The 17840-nt window shown below is 69.2% G+C and carries 17 protein-coding genes; 9 read left to right on the top strand and 8 right to left on the bottom strand.

What is annotated here, in order from left to right; all coding sequences use genetic code 11:
• Positions 1–39 precede the first annotated feature (39 nt).
• Complete coding sequence (locus F3T56_RS30490; RefSeq protein WP_149828614.1) at positions 40–1233, bottom strand: RtcB family protein; 1194 nt, start codon at positions 1231–1233, stop codon at positions 40–42.
• 204 nt (positions 1234–1437) lie between these two features.
• Here F3T56_RS30490 and F3T56_RS30495 point away from each other — a divergent pair, with 204 nt between their 5' ends.
• The 3 genes from F3T56_RS30495 (at position 1438) to F3T56_RS30505 (ending at position 4892) form a co-directional block, all read left to right on the top strand.
• Positions 1438–2277 carry a DUF3558 domain-containing protein gene (locus F3T56_RS30495; RefSeq protein ID WP_149828556.1) on the top strand — a complete coding sequence of 280 codons (840 nt, stop codon included), beginning with the start codon at positions 1438–1440 and terminating at the stop codon, positions 2275–2277.
• A 102-nt stretch (positions 2278–2379) separates the two neighbouring features.
• Positions 2380–3369 (top strand): hypothetical protein, encoded by a 990-nt coding sequence (locus F3T56_RS30500; RefSeq protein ID WP_172639218.1) that lies wholly within the window; start codon positions 2380–2382, stop codon positions 3367–3369.
• 191 nt (positions 3370–3560) lie between these two features.
• On the top strand, positions 3561–4892 hold the full coding sequence (locus F3T56_RS30505) for a DUF2637 domain-containing protein (RefSeq protein WP_149828615.1): 1332 nt from the start codon (positions 3561–3563) through the stop codon (positions 4890–4892).
• 22 nt (positions 4893–4914) lie between these two features.
• On the opposite strand, the gene lysS is transcribed toward F3T56_RS30505, so the two are convergent.
• A complete protein-coding gene (gene lysS, locus F3T56_RS30510; protein WP_149828558.1) occupies positions 4915–6660 on the bottom strand; it encodes a lysine--tRNA ligase in 1746 nt (581 codons plus the stop codon).
• Between the two features lie 404 nt (positions 6661–7064).
• Between lysS and argS the strand changes: the two genes are divergently transcribed.
• Positions 7065–8840 carry an arginine--tRNA ligase gene (gene argS / locus F3T56_RS30515; protein WP_149828559.1) on the top strand — a complete coding sequence of 592 codons (1776 nt, stop codon included), beginning with the start codon at positions 7065–7067 and terminating at the stop codon, positions 8838–8840.
• A gap of 77 nt (positions 8841–8917) precedes the next feature.
• Here the strand turns inward: argS and F3T56_RS30520 are convergent, their stop codons facing one another.
• Positions 8918–9625, bottom strand: a complete 708-nt coding sequence (locus F3T56_RS30520; protein ID WP_149828560.1) for a hypothetical protein — start codon at positions 9623–9625, stop codon at positions 8918–8920.
• A gap of 145 nt (positions 9626–9770) precedes the next feature.
• Here F3T56_RS30520 and F3T56_RS30525 point away from each other — a divergent pair, with 145 nt between their 5' ends.
• Together F3T56_RS30525 and F3T56_RS30530 are read left to right on the top strand one after the other, a co-directional pair.
• Complete coding sequence (locus tag F3T56_RS30525) at positions 9771–10028, top strand: hypothetical protein (RefSeq protein ID WP_425473662.1); 258 nt, start codon at positions 9771–9773, stop codon at positions 10026–10028.
• Between the two features lie 218 nt (positions 10029–10246).
• Complete coding sequence (locus F3T56_RS30530; RefSeq protein ID WP_149828561.1) at positions 10247–10471, top strand: DUF4253 domain-containing protein; 225 nt, start codon at positions 10247–10249, stop codon at positions 10469–10471.
• A 13-nt stretch (positions 10472–10484) separates the two neighbouring features.
• On the opposite strand, the gene F3T56_RS30535 is transcribed toward F3T56_RS30530, so the two are convergent.
• The gene (locus F3T56_RS30535) at positions 10485–11657 is read right to left on the bottom strand and encodes an aminotransferase-like domain-containing protein (protein WP_172639223.1); all 1173 of its coding nucleotides are present in this window, start codon (positions 11655–11657) and stop codon (positions 10485–10487) included.
• Positions 11658–11891: 234 nt separating this feature from the next.
• Between F3T56_RS30535 and F3T56_RS30540 the strand changes: the two genes are divergently transcribed.
• Positions 11892–12821, top strand: a complete 930-nt coding sequence (locus F3T56_RS30540; RefSeq protein WP_149828563.1) for a phosphotransferase family protein — start codon at positions 11892–11894, stop codon at positions 12819–12821.
• 151 nt (positions 12822–12972) lie between these two features.
• Here the strand turns inward: F3T56_RS30540 and F3T56_RS30545 are convergent, their stop codons facing one another.
• Complete coding sequence (locus tag F3T56_RS30545) at positions 12973–13875, bottom strand: SAM-dependent methyltransferase (protein WP_149828564.1); 903 nt, start codon at positions 13873–13875, stop codon at positions 12973–12975.
• A 250-nt stretch (positions 13876–14125) separates the two neighbouring features.
• Between F3T56_RS30545 and F3T56_RS46480 the strand changes: the two genes are divergently transcribed.
• The gene (locus F3T56_RS46480; RefSeq protein ID WP_172639219.1) at positions 14126–14287 is read left to right on the top strand and encodes a hypothetical protein; all 162 of its coding nucleotides are present in this window, start codon (positions 14126–14128) and stop codon (positions 14285–14287) included.
• A 6-nt stretch (positions 14288–14293) separates the two neighbouring features.
• Here the strand turns inward: F3T56_RS46480 and F3T56_RS30550 are convergent, their stop codons facing one another.
• Complete coding sequence (locus F3T56_RS30550; RefSeq protein ID WP_149828565.1) at positions 14294–14659, bottom strand: DUF805 domain-containing protein; 366 nt, start codon at positions 14657–14659, stop codon at positions 14294–14296.
• Positions 14660–14746: 87 nt separating this feature from the next.
• Positions 14747–16123, bottom strand: coding sequence for a helix-turn-helix domain-containing protein (locus F3T56_RS30555; RefSeq protein ID WP_149828616.1), 1377 nt, complete (start codon positions 16121–16123; stop codon positions 14747–14749).
• Positions 16124–16388: 265 nt separating this feature from the next.
• Here F3T56_RS30555 and F3T56_RS30560 point away from each other — a divergent pair, with 265 nt between their 5' ends.
• The gene (locus F3T56_RS30560) at positions 16389–17162 is read left to right on the top strand and encodes a DUF4232 domain-containing protein (protein WP_149828566.1); all 774 of its coding nucleotides are present in this window, start codon (positions 16389–16391) and stop codon (positions 17160–17162) included.
• A 193-nt stretch (positions 17163–17355) separates the two neighbouring features.
• Here F3T56_RS30560 and F3T56_RS30565 read toward each other — a convergent pair whose 3' ends face one another.
• A complete protein-coding gene (locus F3T56_RS30565; RefSeq protein WP_149828567.1) occupies positions 17356–17757 on the bottom strand; it encodes an ATP-binding protein in 402 nt (133 codons plus the stop codon).
• Between the last annotated feature and the right edge of the window lie 83 nt (positions 17758–17840).

Raw genomic sequence — 17840 nt, forward strand, 5'->3', positions numbered from 1 at the left:
CAAGTGAGGCCCCCGGTATCGACCGGGGGCCTCGCCCCTTCAGCCCTTCACACAGACGACCTGCTTCAGTTTCGCCACGACTTGCACAAGGTCCCGCTGTTGGTCGATGACCTGCTCGATCGGCTTGTACGCGCCCGGGATCTCGTCCACGACGCCGGAGTCCTTGCGGCACTCCACGCCCCGCGTCTGCTCCTCCAGGTCCTTCGTCGAGAAGCGGCGCTTGGCCGCCATCCGACTCATACGCCGACCGGCCCCGTGCGACGCCGAGTTGAAGGCCTTCTCGTTGCCGAGCCCCTTCACGATGTACGAACCCGTGCCCATCGAGCCCGGGATGATCCCGTACTCGCCGGAGCCCGCGCGGATGGCGCCCTTGCGGGTCACGAGCAGGTCCATCCCGTCGTAGCGCTCCTCGGCCACGTAGTTGTGGTGCGCGCTGATCTCCGGCTCGAAGGTCGGCTTGGCCTTCTTGAACTCCTTGCGGATCACGCCCTTCAGCAGCGCCATCATGATCGAGCGGTTGTACTTCGCGTACTCCTGCGCCCAGAACAGGTCGTTGCGGTACGCCGCCATTTGCGGAGTGTCCGCGACGAAGACAGCGAGGTCGCGGTCGACCAGATTCTGGTTGTGCGGAAGCTTCTGGGCTATGCCGATGTGGTGCTCGGCGAGTTCCTTGCCGATGTTCCGGGAACCGGAGTGGAGCATGAGCCAGACAGACCCGATCGAATCAATGCAGACCTCGACAAAATGGTTGCCGGAACCAAGCGTTCCCATCTGCCTTCCCGCCCGTTCGTGACGGAATTTGACCGATTCCGCCACCCCGTCGAACCTCCCCCAGAAGTCGTCCCACCCCGCGGTCCCGAACCCGTGCAGCTGCCCGGGATCCACGGGATCGGCATGCATCCCCCGCCCCACCGGAATCGCCTGCTCGATCTTCGACCGAAGCCGAGACAGGTCCCCCGGCAGGTCATTGGCCGTCAGGGACGTCTTCACCGCCGACATCCCGCAGCCGATGTCCACGCCGACCGCCGCCGGACACACGGCGCCCCGCATCGCGATGACCGACCCAACCGTCGCGCCCTTGCCGTAGTGGACGTCCGGCATCACCGCCAGCCCCTTGATCCACGGCAGAGTCGCGACGTTCCGCAGTTGCTGGAGTGCTCCGTCCTCGACCGACGCGGGGTCGGTCCACATGCGGATGGGTACCTTCGCGCCCGGTATCTCGACGTACGACATCTCGTCCTCAAATCCCCCGAAAGAAAGCAAAAGCATGAGAAGGCAAAACCGGCGCCAAGGTCGACGAAAGGGATGCCGGACCGGCGTTCACGGCATTGCGTGCGATACACATGGTGCCCGGGGGTCACCCCCGGGCGGCAAGTGAATAAGCACAGGACAGCGCAGCGCAGGTGTCCCCAGGGACCCGTCGAGAGGAGCCTCACCGTGCAGCGGAAGGCGTACGTACCGGGCGTCGCCATGCTCCTCGCGGCAGTGCTCACCGCGTGCACCGGCTCGGAGGACAGCGGTTCGGCGGACGACCCGCTCCCGGGCGACGCCGCCGCGACGGCGTCCACCGCCGAGCCCGGCCGCTACGACACACTCCCCGAGCCCTGCGGTTCCATCGAGCACGGCACCCTCGACTCCTTCCTCCCCGGCATCAAGCAGCTCACGGACGAGGAGCAGCGGCAGCAGGCGTACGAGGGCGCAGCGACGCAGACGTACGACACGGACCGGAAGGCGGGCTGCCGCTGGAAGGTGGAGTCGGCGACGGCGACGGACTATCTGTTCGTCGATTTCGAGCGTGTGGTGTCGTACGACGGCGCGGTCAGCGACGACAGCAAGGCACAGGAGGTGTACGGCGGCAAGGTGGAGGCGGCGGACCTGCCGGAGCCGTCGCCCAGCGAGTCGGCCGATGAGTCCGCAGACGACTCCACCGCCTCGCCGTCGGACGGCACCGCCTCGGGGTCCGCATCCGCGTCCGATTCGCCCGATTCCTCCAATTCGCCCACCCCTTCCACCACGGCCAGCCCGACCGCCTCCGAGACCCCGGCCTCCCTCCAGCCCCGTACACTCGACGGTCTCGGTGACGAGGCGTTCCTGGACGACGCGCTCGGGACGAGCCGGCAGCGGACGGTGACTGTGGTCTTCCGCACGTCGAATGTGATCGTGACGGTGGAGTACGAGGAGCAGCCGGCGACCACGACGGACGTGCCGGACAGTGAGGAAATGCAGGACAGGGCATGGAAACTGGCCGAGCGGCTGGCGGAGTCGTTCGACGACTGAGCGGCCGGTGGGGGTGGTCCGGGCGTCCGGTCGAACCCCCTGAATCAGGACCGCACTTCTTCCTCACCGCGTACGGTGGCCCCTCGGACCCGTTTGGACGTCATGAGTGAAGGAACCATGCAGCGAGCCGCAGAGTCAGTTCAGCATCAGTCGCGAATCGAGCGAATGGAGCGAGTCGAGCGTTCCGTGCGTGCCCCTCGCGCGCGGGTCCTCGTGGGTGCCGCCGTCGTCCCGATGATGCTGTTGGCGGTCGGCTGCTCCTCGGGCTCGGACTCCGACAGTGCCTCCGCCGACGACGCGCCGTCGGAGGTGGCCGAGTCGGCGCTGAACGACACGTCCACGCCGGAGGTGGTCGAGGCGGCGTACGCGGTGCTGCCGAACGCGTGTGAGGTGTTCTCGCAGAAGACGTTGAAGTCGCTGGTCCCGGAGGGCGCGAAGTCCGGAAAGGCGATCAACACCGCCGAGGCGAACGTGACCGGCGACTGCCGTTGGACCAGCCTCGACGACAACGGTGTGGACGGCTCCCAGTACCGCTGGTTGAGCGTGTCGCTGCATCTGCTGGAGTCGAACGCGGCGAACGGTCCCGGTGAGGACCGGGCGCACACGGCGTTCGAGTCGAAGGTGACGGCGGCGCAGGCCGTGGACGGTGCGAAGAAGGTCAAGTCGGAGCCGGTGACGGGCACGGGCGACGAGGCGACGGCGGTGAGCTACGACCTGGAGAAGAAGGACGAGGGCACCTTCAAGCAGCAGACGATCGTGGTGCGTACGGAGAACGTCGTCATCACGCTCGACTACAACGGCGCGGGCCTGGCCGGTGAGAAGGCCCCGGACGCGGCCGCGTTGCTGAAGTCCGCGAAGTCCGCCGCCAAGGAGGTCGTGGAGGCGGTCGAGGAGGCGAACGAGAGCGACAGCGCCGCCTCGAAGTCCCCGTCGTCCGGTGCGACGAAGACTCCGTCGAAGGGCGCGACCAAGGGTTCGTCGTCCTCGGACGGTTCCGGATCGGACGTGAGTTCCGACTCCGACTCCTCGGGCTCGGGCAGCTCGACGACCGGAGGCTCTTCGTCCAGTGACAGCCGCAAGAGCTCGCGGTAGTGCCCAACTCGTAATGATCGACTGGTAAGTCGCAGTCCCACCAGGACTTTTGCCCGAGCCCGGCCCCCTGTCGAGGCCGGGCTCACCCCACGCCGGCAACGAGTTCGCCGCACACATGTGCCACCCTGTTGCGCGCAACAACACGCAAGGGGAGGGGAGTACGGGTGGCCGCGCCAATGCAGCTGACTCGAATGCACCGCGTTCTCATCGGCGTGGTCGTGTTCGGCGCCGTCATCATCGCCGGGATCGGCTTCGCGGGTTCGTACGCGGCCGTGCGGGAGCTGGCCCTGCAGAAGGGCTTCGGGAACTTCTCGTACGTCTTCCCGATCGGTATCGACGCCGGTATCTGCGTCCTCCTCGCCCTGGACCTGCTCCTGACGTGGATCCGCATCCCTTTCCCGCTGCTGCGTCAGACGGCGTGGGTGCTGACGCTGGCGACGATCGCGTTCAACGGCGCGGCGGCGTGGCCGGACCCGCTGGGTGTGGGTATGCACGCGGTGATCCCGGTCCTCTTCGTGGTGTCGGTCGAGGCCGCCCGCCACGCCATCGGCCGCATCGCGGACATCACCGCCGACAAGCACATGGAGGGCGTCCGCCTCACCCGCTGGCTCCTCTCCCCCCTCCCCACGTTCCTCCTCTGGCGCCGCATGAAGCTGTGGGAGCTCCGCTCCTACGACCAGGTCATCAAGCTGGAGCAGGAACGTCTCGTCTACCAGGCCCGCCTCCGCTCCCGTTACGGCCGAGCCTGGCGCCGAAAGGCCCCGGTCGAGTCCCTGATGCCCCTCCGCCTGGCCCGCTACGGCGTCCCGTTGGCGGACACGGCCTCGGCGGGCTTGGCAGCGGCGGGCATCGAGCCGGCCCTGCTCCCCCCGGCGCCCGTCGAGATAGCTGCGGGCAGTCGTGCCGCTGGGGCGGCGCCCGTCCCACAGAAAGCGGCACCTCCCAGCGGGCAGCGCCCCCAACTCGGCAGCGCCCCCACCCAGCAGCCTGAACTCGTCCTGTACGAGGAGCAGGCCCCCCAGGAACCCCCGGCCGACGAAAGCCCTTGGCTCCACGCCCGCCACCCCCAGGAGGTCCCCTACCAGGGCGGCTACGACCCCTCGTACGAACCCGAGGAACAGTACGGCGAGTGGTACGAGGAGCAGGACCCGGAGCAGTACCAGCAGTACGAGCCGGACCCCCGGGACCCCCGCTACCGGCAGCAACAGTTCGAGGCCCCCGAGCCCCAGGACGGCGAACCCTCTCCGGAGGAGACCGGCAGCTTCCCCGTCCCGGCGGGCCCCGGCCGCATCCGCGAGCTGGGCGAGGGCGGCGGCACCCCGGAACCGCCGCAGCCGGACGAGGAGTCGTACTACCAGGTCTTCAAGCAGTCGATAAACGGCAGCTACCCGACCCCTCGCGAGCTCATCGACAACGTGGCGGCCGAGTTCGGCGTCACCCTCCCCGCGGAGGAGTCGAAGCGCATGGTCAACCGCTTCACCAACCGCCACACGGCGGAACTGGAAGAGGACCACATCGCGTAACCCGCATACGTACGACTCGGAGTTACTCCCCGAGCAGGGCCCGCACCCGCTCCTGCCCCACCGCGAGCAGCAGCGTGGGCAGTCGCGGGCCGGTGTCGCGCCCGACGAGCAGGTGGTAGAGCAGCGCGAAGAACGACCGCTGCGCGGTCTTGATCTCCGGCGGCAGCTCCTTGGGCGTGGCGTCGGCGGCGAACCCGGCCTGGACCTTGGGCACGCCGTAGACGAGGTGGGTGAGCCCGTCGAGGGACCAGTGCGACGAGAGCCCCTCCAGCAGCCGCCGCAGCGAGCCCTGTGCCTCCTCGTCGAGGGACTTCAGCAGGTCGAGGTCGGGTTCGGTGCGCACGATGGTCCGCTGGTCGGCGGGCACGTGCGTGTTGATCCAGGCCTCGGCCTTGTCGAGCCGCGGCCGTACGTCGTCGAGCGTGGCCAGCGGGTCGGTGGGGTCGAGTTCGCTGAGGATGCGCAGGGTCTGATCCTCGGCGCCCGCGGTGATGTCGGCGACGGACGCGAGGGTCCGGTACGGCAGCGGGCGGGGCGTACGAGGCAGCTCACCGCCGGCGGTCCGTACGGCCCGCGAGTGCGCGGCGATGTCGGCGGGCAGTGCGGACCCCTCCGCCACCTTCGCGTCGAGCTTGTCCCACTCGTCGTAGAGCCGCTGGATCTCCTGGTCGAAGGCGATCTTGAACGACTGGTTGGGCCGGCGGCGGGCGTAGAGCCAGCGCAGGATCTGCGGCTCCATGATCTTCAGCGCGTCGCCGGGAGTCGGCACGCCACCCTTCGACGACGACATCTTCGCCATCCCGCTGATGCCGACGAAGGCGTACATCGGCCCGATGGGCTGCTTGCCCCCGAAGATCCCGACGATCTGCCCGCCCACCTGGAACGACGAACCGGGGGACGAGTGATCCACCCCGCTCGGCTCGAACACGACGCCCTCGTACGCCCACCGCATCGGCCAGTCGACCTTCCAGACCAGCTTGCCGCGGTTGAACTCGTTCAGCGCGACGGTCTCGGAGAAGCCGCAGGCGGTGCAGGTGTAGGCCAGCTCGGTGGTGTCGGCGTCGTAGGCGGTGACGGTGGTGAGGTCCTTCTCGCACCGCCCGCAGTAGGGCTTGTACGGGAAGTACCCGGCGGAGCCGCTGCTGCCGTCGTCCTCGGCGGCGGCACCGGACCCCTCGGCGGCCTCCAGCTCGGCCTCGTCAACAGGCTTCTGCTGCTTCTTCGCCGCCGCCGGGCCCTTCTTGGTCCGGTACTGGTCGAGGATCGCGTCGATGTCACCGCGGTGCTTCATGGCGTGCAGGATCTGCTCGCGGTAGACCCCGGAGGTGTACTGCGCGGTCTGGCTGATCCCGTCGAACTCCACGCCCAGCTCGGCGAGCGCGTCGATCATGGCGGCCTTGAAGTGCTCGGCCCAGTTGGGGTGGGCGGAGCCCTGGGGGGCGGGCACGGAGGTGAGCGGCTTGCCGATGTGCTCGGCCCAGGACGCGTCGATGCCGTCGACGCCGTTCGGGACCTTGCGGTACCGGTCGTAGTCGTCCCAGGAGATGAGGTGCCGGACCTCGTGGCCGCGCCGCCGGATCTCGTCGGCGACGAGGTGGGGCGTCATGACCTCCCGGAGATTGCCCAGGTGGATGGGCCCGGACGGGGAGAGCCCGGACGCGACGACAACGGGTTTGCCCGGGGCCCGACGCTCCGACTCCTCGATGACCTCATCCGCGAAACGGGAGACCCAGTCGGTGGTCTCGGTGCTCTGAGCCACGATCGGCACGTCCTCTTTTTCTTAGTTCTCCAAGATCGACCGGTACGGTCCCCGGCCGACGTGGCCATTCTCCCAGCTCTGGCCAGAACAACGAAAACGCCTTTTCACTCCGTGGGTCAGCCGGGGCGCCTGGTAGCTCGGGACTGCGGGTGCGACTGGCGGCTACCGGCCCGGTGGGGGCTGGTCGCGCCACGCGGCGGAGCCGCATATCGATACAGCCCCGCGCCCCTTGAAAGCTACGGGGTGCCGCCGGTCTTTCAGGGGCGCGGGGAACAGCGCGAGCAACCACAACCCACCCGCAGCCGCCATCGAAGCGAACCCCCACCCCATGAGGCGGGCCCGAAAAACCCCTTTACCCCCCGTGGGATACTGACTCTCTATCCATCCCCACGAGGAGAACGGCACCCACTCCTATGGCCCCGGTCACGTCCCTCACCGCCTCCGTCAACGCGCGCCTCGCCGACGCCCTCTCGGCCACCCTGCCGGAGGCCGACGTCGACCCGCTGCTGCGGCGCAGCGACAGGGCGGACTACCAGGCCAACGGAATCCTCACCCTGGCGAAGAAGGCGAAGGCCAACCCCAGGGAGCTGGCCGCCCAGGTCCTGGCGAAGGTCGAGTCGGGTGACCTGCTGAAGGAGATCGAGGTCTCGGGCCCCGGCTTCCTCAACATCACGCTCACCGACAAGGCGATCGCCCGGAACCTCGCGGAGCGCTACGCGGACCCGGACCGCCTCGGCGTGGCCCCCGCGGAGCACCCCGGCACGACGGTCATCGACTACGCCCAGCCGAACGTGGCGAAGGAGATGCACGTCGGCCACCTCCGCTCCGCGGTGATCGGCGACGCGGTCGTCCAGATCCTGGAGTTCACCGGCGAGAACGTGGTCCGCAGGCACCACATCGGCGACTGGGGCACCCAGTTCGGCATGCTGATCCAGTACCTGGACGAGCACCCGCACGAGCTGGACCACGAGAAGAGCGACGACCTCCAGGCGTCCGGCGAGGAGGCGATGTCGAACCTGGACCGCCTCTACAAGGCGGCCCGGAGGCTGTTCGACGCGGACGAGGAGTTCAAGACGAGGGCCCGCCGCAGGGTGGTGGACCTCCAGGCCGGCGACCCGGCGACGCTGGCCGCGTGGCAGAAGTTCGTGGACGAGTCGAAGATCTACTTCTTCTCCGTCTTCGAGAAGCTGGACATGGAGATCCGGGACCCCGACATCGTCGGCGAGTCCGGCTACAACGACATGCTCGCCGAGACCTGCCGTCTGCTGGAGGAGTCGGGCGTCGCGGTCCGCTCCAAGGGCGCGCTGTGCGTGTTCTTCGACGACGTCAAGGGCCCGGACGGCAACCCGGTCCCGCTGATCGTGCAGAAGTCCGACGGCGGCTACGGCTACGCGGCGACGGACCTCTCCGCGATCCGCGACCGCGTCTTCAACCTGAAGTCGAACACCCTCCTGTACGTGGTGGACGCGCGCCAGTCCCTCCACTTCAAGATGGTCTTCGAGACGGCCCGCCGCGCCGGCTGGCTGAGCGACGGCGTCAAGGCGCAGCAGCTCGCCTTCGGCACGGTCCTCGGCAAGGACGGCAAGCCGTTCAAGACCCGTGAGGGCGAGACGGTCCGCCTGGTCGACCTGCTGGACGAGGCGATCGACCGCGCCACGACGGTGGTCCGGGAGAAGGCCGAGAAGGTGGGCCTGACTGAGCAGGAGATCGTCGAGAACGGCCGTTACGTGGGCATCGGCGCCGTCAAGTACGCCGATCTGTCGACGTCCGCCGTCCGGGACTACAAGTTCGACCTGGACCAGATGGTCTCGCTGAACGGCGACACGTCCGTCTACCTCCAGTACGCGTACGCCCGTATCCAGTCGATCCTCCGCAAGGCGGGCGCGGCCGCCGCCCCGGCCGCGCACCCGGAGCTCGAACTGGCCCCGGCGGAGCGCGCGCTGGGCCTGCACCTGGACCAGTTCGGCGAGACCCTCACCGAGGTCGCGGAGGGGTACGAGCCGCACAAGCTGGCCGCGTACCTCTTCAAGCTGGCGACCCACCTCACGACGTTCTACGACCAGTGCCCGGTTCTGAAGGCGGACACCCCCGCCCAGATGGAGAACCGTCTGTTCCTGGTCGACCTGACGGCCCGCACCCTGCACCGGGGGATGGCTCTGCTGGGGATCCGGACGCCCGAGAAGCTGTAGCAGCCAACAGCGCGTCGCCGGCCTGTTGGAGCGCCCCCCGTGGCGCCCCAACAGGCCGGTGGATCAGAGGTTGCGGATCACTTGTTGACGAGCCTGGCCGTGTACTTCGCGTTGACGACGACGGTCCGCTGCTCCTTGACGAGCGAACCGGCACCGGCGGACTTGTAGAGCGGGGTGGCCTTCCAGGTGCTGACGGCCCAGATGTTGTTGCCGGAGGCCTTGAGGCTGTCCTTCTTCGCCGGCGTGATGGCGTAGGCGCCGTTGAGGTTGGTGACGGACCTCTTGAGCTTCGGCGACTTGACGCCGCCCTTGACCGTGTAGGACAGAACGGTCTTCTTGGTGATGACCGGCAGGTCGTAGATGCGCTCGGTGGCGGTGAAGGTCAGGGTGATGTGCCGCCCGGCCTTGTCGGTCTTGTTCACGGCCTTGACGTTCGCGACGAAGCGGACGTCCACGTTGTGGAGGGTCTGGCTGGTGCCGCCCCGGGTCACATAGCCGCCGTTCCTGACGTCGAACGCCTTCTGGATCCTCTGGTTCTGCAGGTAGTCGACGAACTTCTGCTGCTTGGCCTTGGGCAGCTTGTCGAACGCCTTGAGCAGCTTTATGGAGGCGGCGGCTTCGTCGTTGTTCTTCAGCCAGGCGCGGTACTTGGCGACGGTGAGCTTGGCCGGCTTGCCCTGCGGTGCGGCGACGGCGGTGCCCTGGGCGGCGATACCGGTGAACAGCAGGGCGCCCGCGCCTACGGCGAGCACGCCGGAGCGGGTGAGAGTGGTGAGTGTGCGCATGGCAACGACCCTATTTTTCTCGGCAGTTGACCGAAATCGGCTCTTCGGGCACTGCCCTTCTGGACACCACCGAACGGCACACAAGGGACAGCACACGGGCGGGCCCGGGGAGTGACTGTCAGTGCCTGCCCCCACAGTCACCGGCATGGCGACACTTCCCAACCCGCTGCCGAGGCTGGCGGCCGACCCGAGCGGTCGCGTGCTCGGGCTTGAACTCCCGCTGCCCCCAGGGAGGTTGATCGACACGACGGACGAGGGCCCCTGGCACGAGCCGCTGCTGTGGTGCGCCGACGAACCGGCCGCGCCCAGCGCCTGGACCGCCGTCCAGCCCGCACGCCGCACGGCCGGCCTCCTCCCGGTGCTGCTGGACGTCGGCGGCGGTCAGGGCGGCCCGGAGGAGTAGGAGCTGATGCCCGGGGAGATGTCCTACCGTTCCGGGAGGCCAGTTCCCTGACGCGATCTGGCCAGTTGGCTTCGGCCAGAGGCGACGGGGAGGCCCCGGACCATCTCTCTGGTGGAGCGGGGGCCCCGCACGCTGGCGCCGTACCCGGCGTCCCAGATCGCACGGCAACGCTAACCCGACTGGCCTACGGTGCTGCAAGCCTGCGAGCTGACCATCACATGATCGAGTTAAAGCGGCCTCATGTGCACTCCTCGGCGAACAGTTGCCAGTTGATCGTCTCGGTGGCGGCCCCGCCCACCACCGAGGCCGATGCCGAAGCGGTGGCCGCCGAGCACTTCGCCTTCTGCCCCGACAACATCCACCAGGGCACCGCGGACGGCTCCCTGCGCACCTACGTCCAAAGCCTGCTGGGCGAACACACGTGGTCCTTCTGGTGGGACTGATCCAAGCCCCGGCCTACGCCCCCAGCCCCTTCCCCAGCCTCCGCAGCCCCTCCCGAATCTCCTCCGGCGCCTGCGTCACGAAGCAGAGCCGCAGGGTCGCCCGGTCCGGTTCCCCGGCGTAGAAGGGCGCCCCGGGCACGTACGCGACGTCCTGTTCGACCACGCGGGGGAGGAGGGCGGTGGTGTCGTACGAGGAGGGCAGGCGGGCCCAGAGGAACATGCCGCCCTCGGGGCGGTTCCAGGTGGAGCCCTCGGGGAGGGCGTCCGGCAGTCCCGCGAGCATGGCGTCGCGTCGCTCGCGGTAGGCCGCCGCGACCCGGTCCACATGCGCGTCGAGGTCACGGTCGGCCAGGTAGCGTGCCGCGGCGAGCTGGTTGAGGGTCGGGGTGTGCAGGTCGGCCGCCTGCTTGGCGACCGCGCAGGCGCGGCGGAGCCCGGCGGGGGCGCGCAGCCAGCCCAGCCGCAGACCCGGGGCCATAACCTTGGAGAAGGAGCCCAGCAGCGCCGTACGGTCCTCGGCGCCCGGGTGGGCGGCGATCCACGGCAACCGCTCGCCCTCGAAGCGGAGTTCGCCGTACGGGTCGTCTTCGACGATCCACAGGCCGAGCCGGGCCGCGACGGCGGCGACGGCGGCCCGTCGCTCGGCCGGCAGAGTGCGTCCGGTGGGGTTCTGGAAGGTGGGGACGGTGTAGAAGAGCTTGGCCCGGGTCCGCGCGACGAGCTCCTCCAGCGCGTCCGGATCCACTCCGCCCTCGTCGCCCGGCACGGCCACCACCCGCGCCCCCGCGAACCGGAACACCTGAAGCGCCGCCAGATAGCACGGGTCCTCGACCAGCACGACATCGCCCGGGTCGACGAGCGCGGTGGCGAGCAGCGACAGTGCCTGCTGCGACCCGGTGGTGACGAGTACGTCGTCGGCGCCCGTCGGCAGCCCGCGGGCCCGGTACCGCGCGGCGAGCGCCTCCCGCAGCACCGGCTCGCCCTCGGTCGTCGCGTACTGCAGGGCCTGCCCGGCCGACCCGGCGAGGACATCCCGGTACGCCGCCGCCATCCCCTCGGTGTCGAAGAGCTCCGGCGCGGGCAACCCACCCGCGAAGTTGACGACTTGAGGCCGCGAGGTGACGGCGAGGATATCCCGTACGGGGGAACCCTGGACGGCCGTCACCCGCCCCGCGAAGCCGGGCACGGGTGCGCCGGCGCCGACCGTCGCCCCATCCCCTTCACCGCCCACGACCCCCGCGCCCCCGACAAACCGCACGTCATCCACGCCTCGCCCAGCATCCACTGCACCCACCCCACAGCTCTCGGCACGAACGGACGGCAGGACCCCGTCCCGCCCATACCATAGATCGATACATGCCCCCTACATCCACCCATTCCGCGATGCGAGCACCCGCCCGCACCCCCTAGGCTGCCGCGCATGCTGCCCAGCGTGGACACGAACGACGAGTTGCGAGAAGTCGTCAGTGACGAGGCGCTGCTGCGGCCGGCTGCCCAGGATCTCTGTGGTCAGCTCGGCCTCGCAGGCGCCCGGATCGTACGTTTCCCAGAGGGCTCGCTGCCCGTGTACTCGGTCGGCGACGCCCTCGTACTGAAGCTCTATCCGGGTTTCGAAGCGGCCGAAGCCGTCAGAGAGGCCCACCTGTTGGCCCGCCTGTGGGGTCAACTTCCCCTGCCGACACCCCGATTGCACGCGGCCGACCAGTACAAGAACGGCTGGCGCTATGTGCTGATGTCCCGGCTGCCTGGCGAGGACCTCAACGAGGCCTGGCCGCGCGCCTCCCGGGCGTATCAGGAGCGGATCGTCGCCGAGGCGGCCGAGTGCCTCGCCGCCCTGCACGACCTGGACGCCGCCCCGATGGCCGCGCTCGTCGGACCTCCGGACTGGGCCAGGTTCATGGCCGGACAGCGCGCGGCCGCGGTCGAACAGCAGGTCGGCGGCGGTCTGTCGGCGCCCTGGCTGGAACAGATCCCGGACTTCCTGCGCTCCGTCCCACTACCCGCCCCGCGCCGCCCGGTGCTGCTGCACACCGAGTTCATGCGCGAGCACCTCACCGTCGACCCGAACGACGGCTGGCGCCTCACCGGCCTGTTCGACTTCGAACCCGCCATGGTCGGCGCCCCCGCGTACGACTTCGTGAGCGTCGGCCTGTTCCTCACCCGCGCCGACCCCCACCTCCTCAAACTCTTCTACGAGGCCTACGGCCAGCTCCCGTTCGCCCCCCGCGAACTCATGGCCTATGCCCTGCTGCACGTCTACAGCGACCTGAACTGGTACCTACGCACCCTGCCGACGCCCCCGCGCAAGGACTTCGAGTCGTTGGCGGAAACATGGTTCAGCGTCCCGTAAGGGGCTTTAGGTGCGCAGGCCCGGTCTTTTCGAGGGGCGCAGCCCGAGTCTTTTAGGGGCGCGGGGCTGTGCCGATATGCGGCTCCGCCGCGTGGGCGCGACCAGCCCCCACCGGCCCGCAGCTACCCACAGCCCAATCCGCCCCTACGTCTTACGCCTTCCGCCCCATCGCCGCATACACATTGATGTCCGCGTCAGTCACATCGTTGATGTCCCGATACCGAACCTTGTCAATATCGTCCAGCTCAGCCAAGGTCTGCGGCTCAACCGCCGGAGGCACAGGCGCACCACCCGAGAACCGCCAGTGATGCGCGGGCACAACCCCCGGCTCATCCACCACGAGGTCGCTCTGCTCGAAGAAGCGGGCGACCTCGTCCTTGGTCCGCAGCACGAAAGTGAACCCCCGCTCGGTGTACGTCCGCTGCACCGCACGGATGCTCGCGGGGTTGAGGTCCTCCGTGAGGTGGCTCAGCACCAGCCGGCTCCCGGAGGGCAGCGCGTCGACCAGCTCACGTACGACGGGGTAGGCCTTCTCGTCCTCGACGAAGTGCAGGATCGCCACGAGGCAGAGCGCGATCGGCTGGTCGAAGTCGAGGGTCTTGGCGGCCTGTTCGAGGATGTGCGCCGGCGACTTGAGATCGGCGTCGATGTAGTCGGTGGCGCCCTGGGGCCCACTGGTCAGCAACGCGCGGGCGTGGGCGAGCACCACCGGGTCGTTGTCGACGTACACGACCCGCGACTCGGGGGCGATGGCCTGGGCGATCTGGTGGACGTTCTCCGCGGTCGGCAGCCCGGTGCCGATGTCGAGGAACTGCCGGATGCCCTCGTCCTGGGTGAGCGTGGTCACCGCGCGGCGCATGAAGTCGCGGTTGTGCCGTACATCGAGGTACCCGCGCGGGTTGGCGGCGAGCCCGGCCGCGGCGGCCTCGCGGTCGACGGGGTAGTTGTCCTTGCCGCCGAGGAAGACGTCGTAGACCCGTGCGGGGTGGGCCTTGGTGGTGTCGATCCTCTTCCGCAGCTCGGCGGGGTCCTGGCTGAGCGCGTCACCGGCCATAAAGCTCTCCCTGGAGAGTCGCATCGTTAAAGGAGCAACAACTTAACTCTCAGGGCGACTTGATAGTGCCCGGATGCGGTTCCCGGTCTTGCGGGGCGTCCCGTACCGCTCCCCCATGGGACGCCCTTTTCGCAGGTCAGGGCGTGGGACACGGCTTGGACGTCCCATGTGTGCCCACTCCTGTGGCGTACGGGACGGATCACATCACATGCTGGCCCCACACCCAACGCCCCCCATGGAAGGGACCGTCATGCCTGCCCGCGTCGCCTCCCCCACCGTCACCCGTCTCTTCGCCCCGGCGCTCGCTCTCGTCCTCGCCGGATTCCTGACGCTGACGGCATGCGAGGACGGCCAGGGCGTACGGGACGAGGGCCCGGCGGCAACGGCACGCGTCACCGCCGACCGCTCCTAGGCTCTCCTAGCCGGCGTCGGCGAGCGTCTGAAGTTCCTTGGGGTTGGGACCGTACTTGTTCTGCCCCCGCTCACCCTCGGTGGCGGTGAAGACGAGCATGACGATGGTGCCGATGCAGGGGATGAACGAGATGAGGACGAACCAACCGGTGCGCCCGGTGTCGTGCAGCCGCCGAACGGTGACGGCCAGGGAGGGCACCAGGAACGCGGCGAGGAAGACGAACTCGGGGATCTCCGAGTCGATGTTGCGGCCGAGGGCCCACACCCCGAAGTAGATCAGCGAGCTGATCAGCGTGAACATCCAGTACTCCATGCGGCGCGCGCGTCCGCTGAAGACCGCGTACTTCTTGAGCACGACGAAGAACCAGCTCATGACTTCCCCCGGGAATCGGCATCGGCCGTTCCGAGCGGATCAGCCAGGCGCAGAACGTATGTTCATTGATGAGAACTCGTCAATTCCTTATCCCTCTGCCCCCTGCTCTGCCCCCTGGTCGCCCAGTGTCGTCCCCTCCTCGACCCACTTCGGGCCACCGAGCGGATACTCGTAGGCCGGGCGCCCGTTGTTGCCGCTCGTGCGGAACGGGGTGCCGTTGTTGTCCACTTTCAGCGTGCCGCTGCGGGAGCCGCTGGACCACTTCAGCTCCAGGTGCCAGCTCACGTAGTACGCGGAGGCGTCGGCAGTGATGTAGTAGACCTCCGGGTCGGATTCACTGACCGAGTACGGGAAGTCCTTGCTCCCCGCCTTGGGGAGGACCTCGGGACGCGTGGCGTCGAGGGCGACCGTGAAGGACCGCGTCGGAACCCCGGCACCGCACCCGACGCCGGGGTACCCCATGACGTAGTCGTTCCAGGCGAGCGGCGAACGCTTCTCGATCATCCGGACCTTCAGGCTGTCCACCACCACCGTCTCCGCGCCGGTGCCCTGCACGGTGAGCGTCACGAACTGTTTCCCCGACGACACGGCCCCGGCCGCGGCCACCCAGGCGGGCGCGTCCTGCTCCAGCGGCGGCGCCGCCACCTCCTCCGGCTCCCGGTCGGCCAGATACCGCTGCCCGCACGGGCTCTCCCAGGTGTACGGCTGCACCTTCACGGTCAGCGGTACGGCGCCGGACTCGGAGCCGGCGCCGCCCGCCCCGGGGCTCGTCGGGGTGGATCCGGCGGCGGCCGACGCACCGGCCTTGGCCCCCTTGCCGTCGCCCTTGTCCTTACCCTTCTTCCCGGCGGAGGCGGAGGGCGAGGCACTCGACGGCAAAGCCGAAGCACTCTCGCCGTCTTCGTCCGTACCCCCGGCCCCGGCGGACGCGGCCCCGACCTTACGCTCGCTCCCGTCCTCCGCCCCACCGGACGGCAGGCTCATGGCCAGGGTGACGGCCCCGAGCACAGCGGCGACGGCGACCCCGGCGATGAGGGCGACACGCGTACGGCGACGGGTTCGGGGCTCCCGAGTGCCGGAGGGACCCCCCTCAAGGACGTCCCCCGGGAGCAGCAGGCCCTCCGGGCTCGCCCCCGCGCCCGAAGACACCGCCTCCGAAAGCGGCGTATCCGCATCCACCGCGTCCGCCGCAGCCGCCGCCCCAGCCCCCGGCTCAACGCCCTTGCGCCCCCGCGTCGCATCCGCGAGCACCCACCTCCGGTGGAGCTCGACAAGCTCCTCCGGAGCCGCCTTGCAGAGGCGGGCGAGCCGCTCCACGGGCGCGTAGTCCGTGGGTACGGCGTCCCCGTTGCAGTACCGGTGCAACGTCGACGTACTCATGTGGAGCCGCTTGGCGAGCACGCCGTAGCTGAGTCCGGAGCGCTCTTTCAACTCCCGCAGCAGCGCGGCGAAATCGGCCGCCATGCCGTTCCCGGAACCGCTCTCCGACACACTTCCTCCGTCCACCTCGTCCCGTTCCCGCGTTCCAGGGAAGGGACGTATCCCCAGGTCAAAGCCGGTGTGGGCGTTCCAGCGTCCCTGATCGTCCGCCAGGTGTGGCGGCTGGGACGGATCACCGCACAAGCTCTGGTCATCCAAGCACGCCGCCCCCGGCAGACCGGTCGAGCGGCACGGCTTCGACCACGTGTTCTCGGCCTCTTCAACCGGCTTTGTCCGAAAGGGATTCATCATGCGCACGTTCCGCACCGCTCGTACCGTCCGAGTCGGCCGCCCGGACCGTCTGCTCGCCGCGACCGGAGTCGCCCTCGCGGCCCTCGCCCTCACGGCGTGCGACAACGGAATGGGCACCCGGGACGAGGGTGCGCCGGGCGGCTCCACCTCGACCTCGCAGACCACCGGCACCTCGGGCACGACCGCCGACGGCACCTCGGGCACGACCGCCGACGGCTCCACGGGCTCGACCACCGGCGGCTCCACGACCGACAATGCCTCCTCCACGACGGGTACCGGCACCGGCACCGACGCCGACAAGACCTCCGCGAACGGCGGGACCGACGACCCCGCCGACCCCGCCAGCCGTGTCACCTGCAACGGCTCCAACACCACGGTCACCGTTCAGCCGGTCTCCCGCCCGCTCAACCACATGCTGATCACCGTCAAGAACACCGGCTCGAAGTTCTGCGACCTCTACTACAACCCCTCGGTCCGGTTCGGCGAGGCGCAGTCGGCGCCGCGCGTGATCGAGGACTCCCAGCCGCAGGCCGTGGTGACCCTCGCCCCCGGCGAGTCCGGCTACGCGGGTGTCCTGCTCTCCTCCGCCGACGGCAGCGGCGAGAACGGCACCACCGCCCACAAGCTCACCGTCGGCTTCCAGGGCCTCGAGCCCGGCAGCAACGGCGGCCCCTCCGCGCTCCCGTCCCTCCCCGCCGAGGGCGTGTACTACGACAGCACCCTGGCGGTCACGTACTGGCAGTCGAGCATGGACGACGCCCTGTCCTACTGAGCGACATCACGCCGAGGCGGCCAATGGCCCTCCACCGAGGGCCAGGGACCTCCCACCCCCACAGCCGGCACCCACGAGGGTCCGTCAGCACCACTCGTCTTCTCGCCGCCAGCCTCATCGCGCTGACGGCGTACGACGGCGGCCAAGGCGTACGAGACGAGGGCCCAGCCTCGACGCCACACACTGCGGACCCTCATGCGACGACCCACTCGCACCACACCACCTTCCCGGGGTTCCGTTCCCCGACTCCCCACTTGTCACTGAGCGCGGACACGAGCATCAGCCCTCGCCCTCCGTCGTCGGGCTCCTCGTCGACGCGCGGCTCACCGGCCCCGCTGTCGTGCACCTCGGCCCGCAGCACGCCACCGTCGAACCCCAGCCGCAGCGGGAACCCCCGCCCCGGCGGCACCCCATGCACAAGAGCGTTGGTCGCCAACTCACTCACACACAGCGACACATCACCACTGCGCTCGGCCTGGGCCAGCCCCCAGTCGGCGAGCGCCGTCCGCGCGAAGCCCCTGGCCGCGGGCACGGATCTGCGGTCGCGGCGGTAGAAGCGCTCGCGGACGACAGGGAATTGAATCTTCGCGTTCACGAGACAGGAGTCACAGTCCGTGGCCACACTGGTGCAGTGCGCAATCCCGTACAGATTTCACGTACGGGGTGCCCGACCGAACG

This window comes from Streptomyces tailanensis (assembly GCF_008386495.1).
GTDB lineage: Bacteria > Actinomycetota > Actinomycetes > Streptomycetales > Streptomycetaceae > Streptomyces > Streptomyces tailanensis.

What these genes read in the sequence shown, in the direction of transcription:
- F3T56_RS30550 (WP_149828565.1), bottom strand. Translation starts at nt 14,659, where the DNA reads ATGAGCTGGTTCTTCGTCGTGCTCAAGAAGTACGCGGTCTTCAGCGGA.
- F3T56_RS30555 (WP_149828616.1), bottom strand. Translation starts at nt 16,123, where the DNA reads ATGGCGGCCGATTTCGCCGCGCTGCTGCGGGAGTTGAAAGAGCGCTCC.
- F3T56_RS30530 (WP_149828561.1), top strand. Translation starts at nt 10,247, where the DNA reads ATGATCGAGTTAAAGCGGCCTCATGTGCACTCCTCGGCGAACAGTTGC.
- F3T56_RS46480 (WP_172639219.1), top strand. Translation starts at nt 14,126, where the DNA reads ATGCCTGCCCGCGTCGCCTCCCCCACCGTCACCCGTCTCTTCGCCCCG.
- F3T56_RS30520 (WP_149828560.1), bottom strand. Translation starts at nt 9,625, where the DNA reads ATGCGCACACTCACCACTCTCACCCGCTCCGGCGTGCTCGCCGTAGGC.
- F3T56_RS30490 (WP_149828614.1), bottom strand. Translation starts at nt 1,233, where the DNA reads ATGTCGTACGTCGAGATACCGGGCGCGAAGGTACCCATCCGCATGTGG.
- argS (WP_149828559.1), top strand. Translation starts at nt 7,065, where the DNA reads ATGGCCCCGGTCACGTCCCTCACCGCCTCCGTCAACGCGCGCCTCGCC.
- F3T56_RS30545 (WP_149828564.1), bottom strand. Translation starts at nt 13,875, where the DNA reads ATGGCCGGTGACGCGCTCAGCCAGGACCCCGCCGAGCTGCGGAAGAGG.
- F3T56_RS30500 (WP_172639218.1), top strand. Translation starts at nt 2,380, where the DNA reads ATGAGTGAAGGAACCATGCAGCGAGCCGCAGAGTCAGTTCAGCATCAG.
- F3T56_RS30525 (WP_425473662.1), top strand. Translation starts at nt 9,771, where the DNA reads ATGGCGACACTTCCCAACCCGCTGCCGAGGCTGGCGGCCGACCCGAGC.
- F3T56_RS30560 (WP_149828566.1), top strand. Translation starts at nt 16,389, where the DNA reads ATGCGCACGTTCCGCACCGCTCGTACCGTCCGAGTCGGCCGCCCGGAC.
- F3T56_RS30505 (WP_149828615.1), top strand. Translation starts at nt 3,561, where the DNA reads ATGCACCGCGTTCTCATCGGCGTGGTCGTGTTCGGCGCCGTCATCATC.
- F3T56_RS30540 (WP_149828563.1), top strand. Translation starts at nt 11,892, where the DNA reads ATGCTGCCCAGCGTGGACACGAACGACGAGTTGCGAGAAGTCGTCAGT.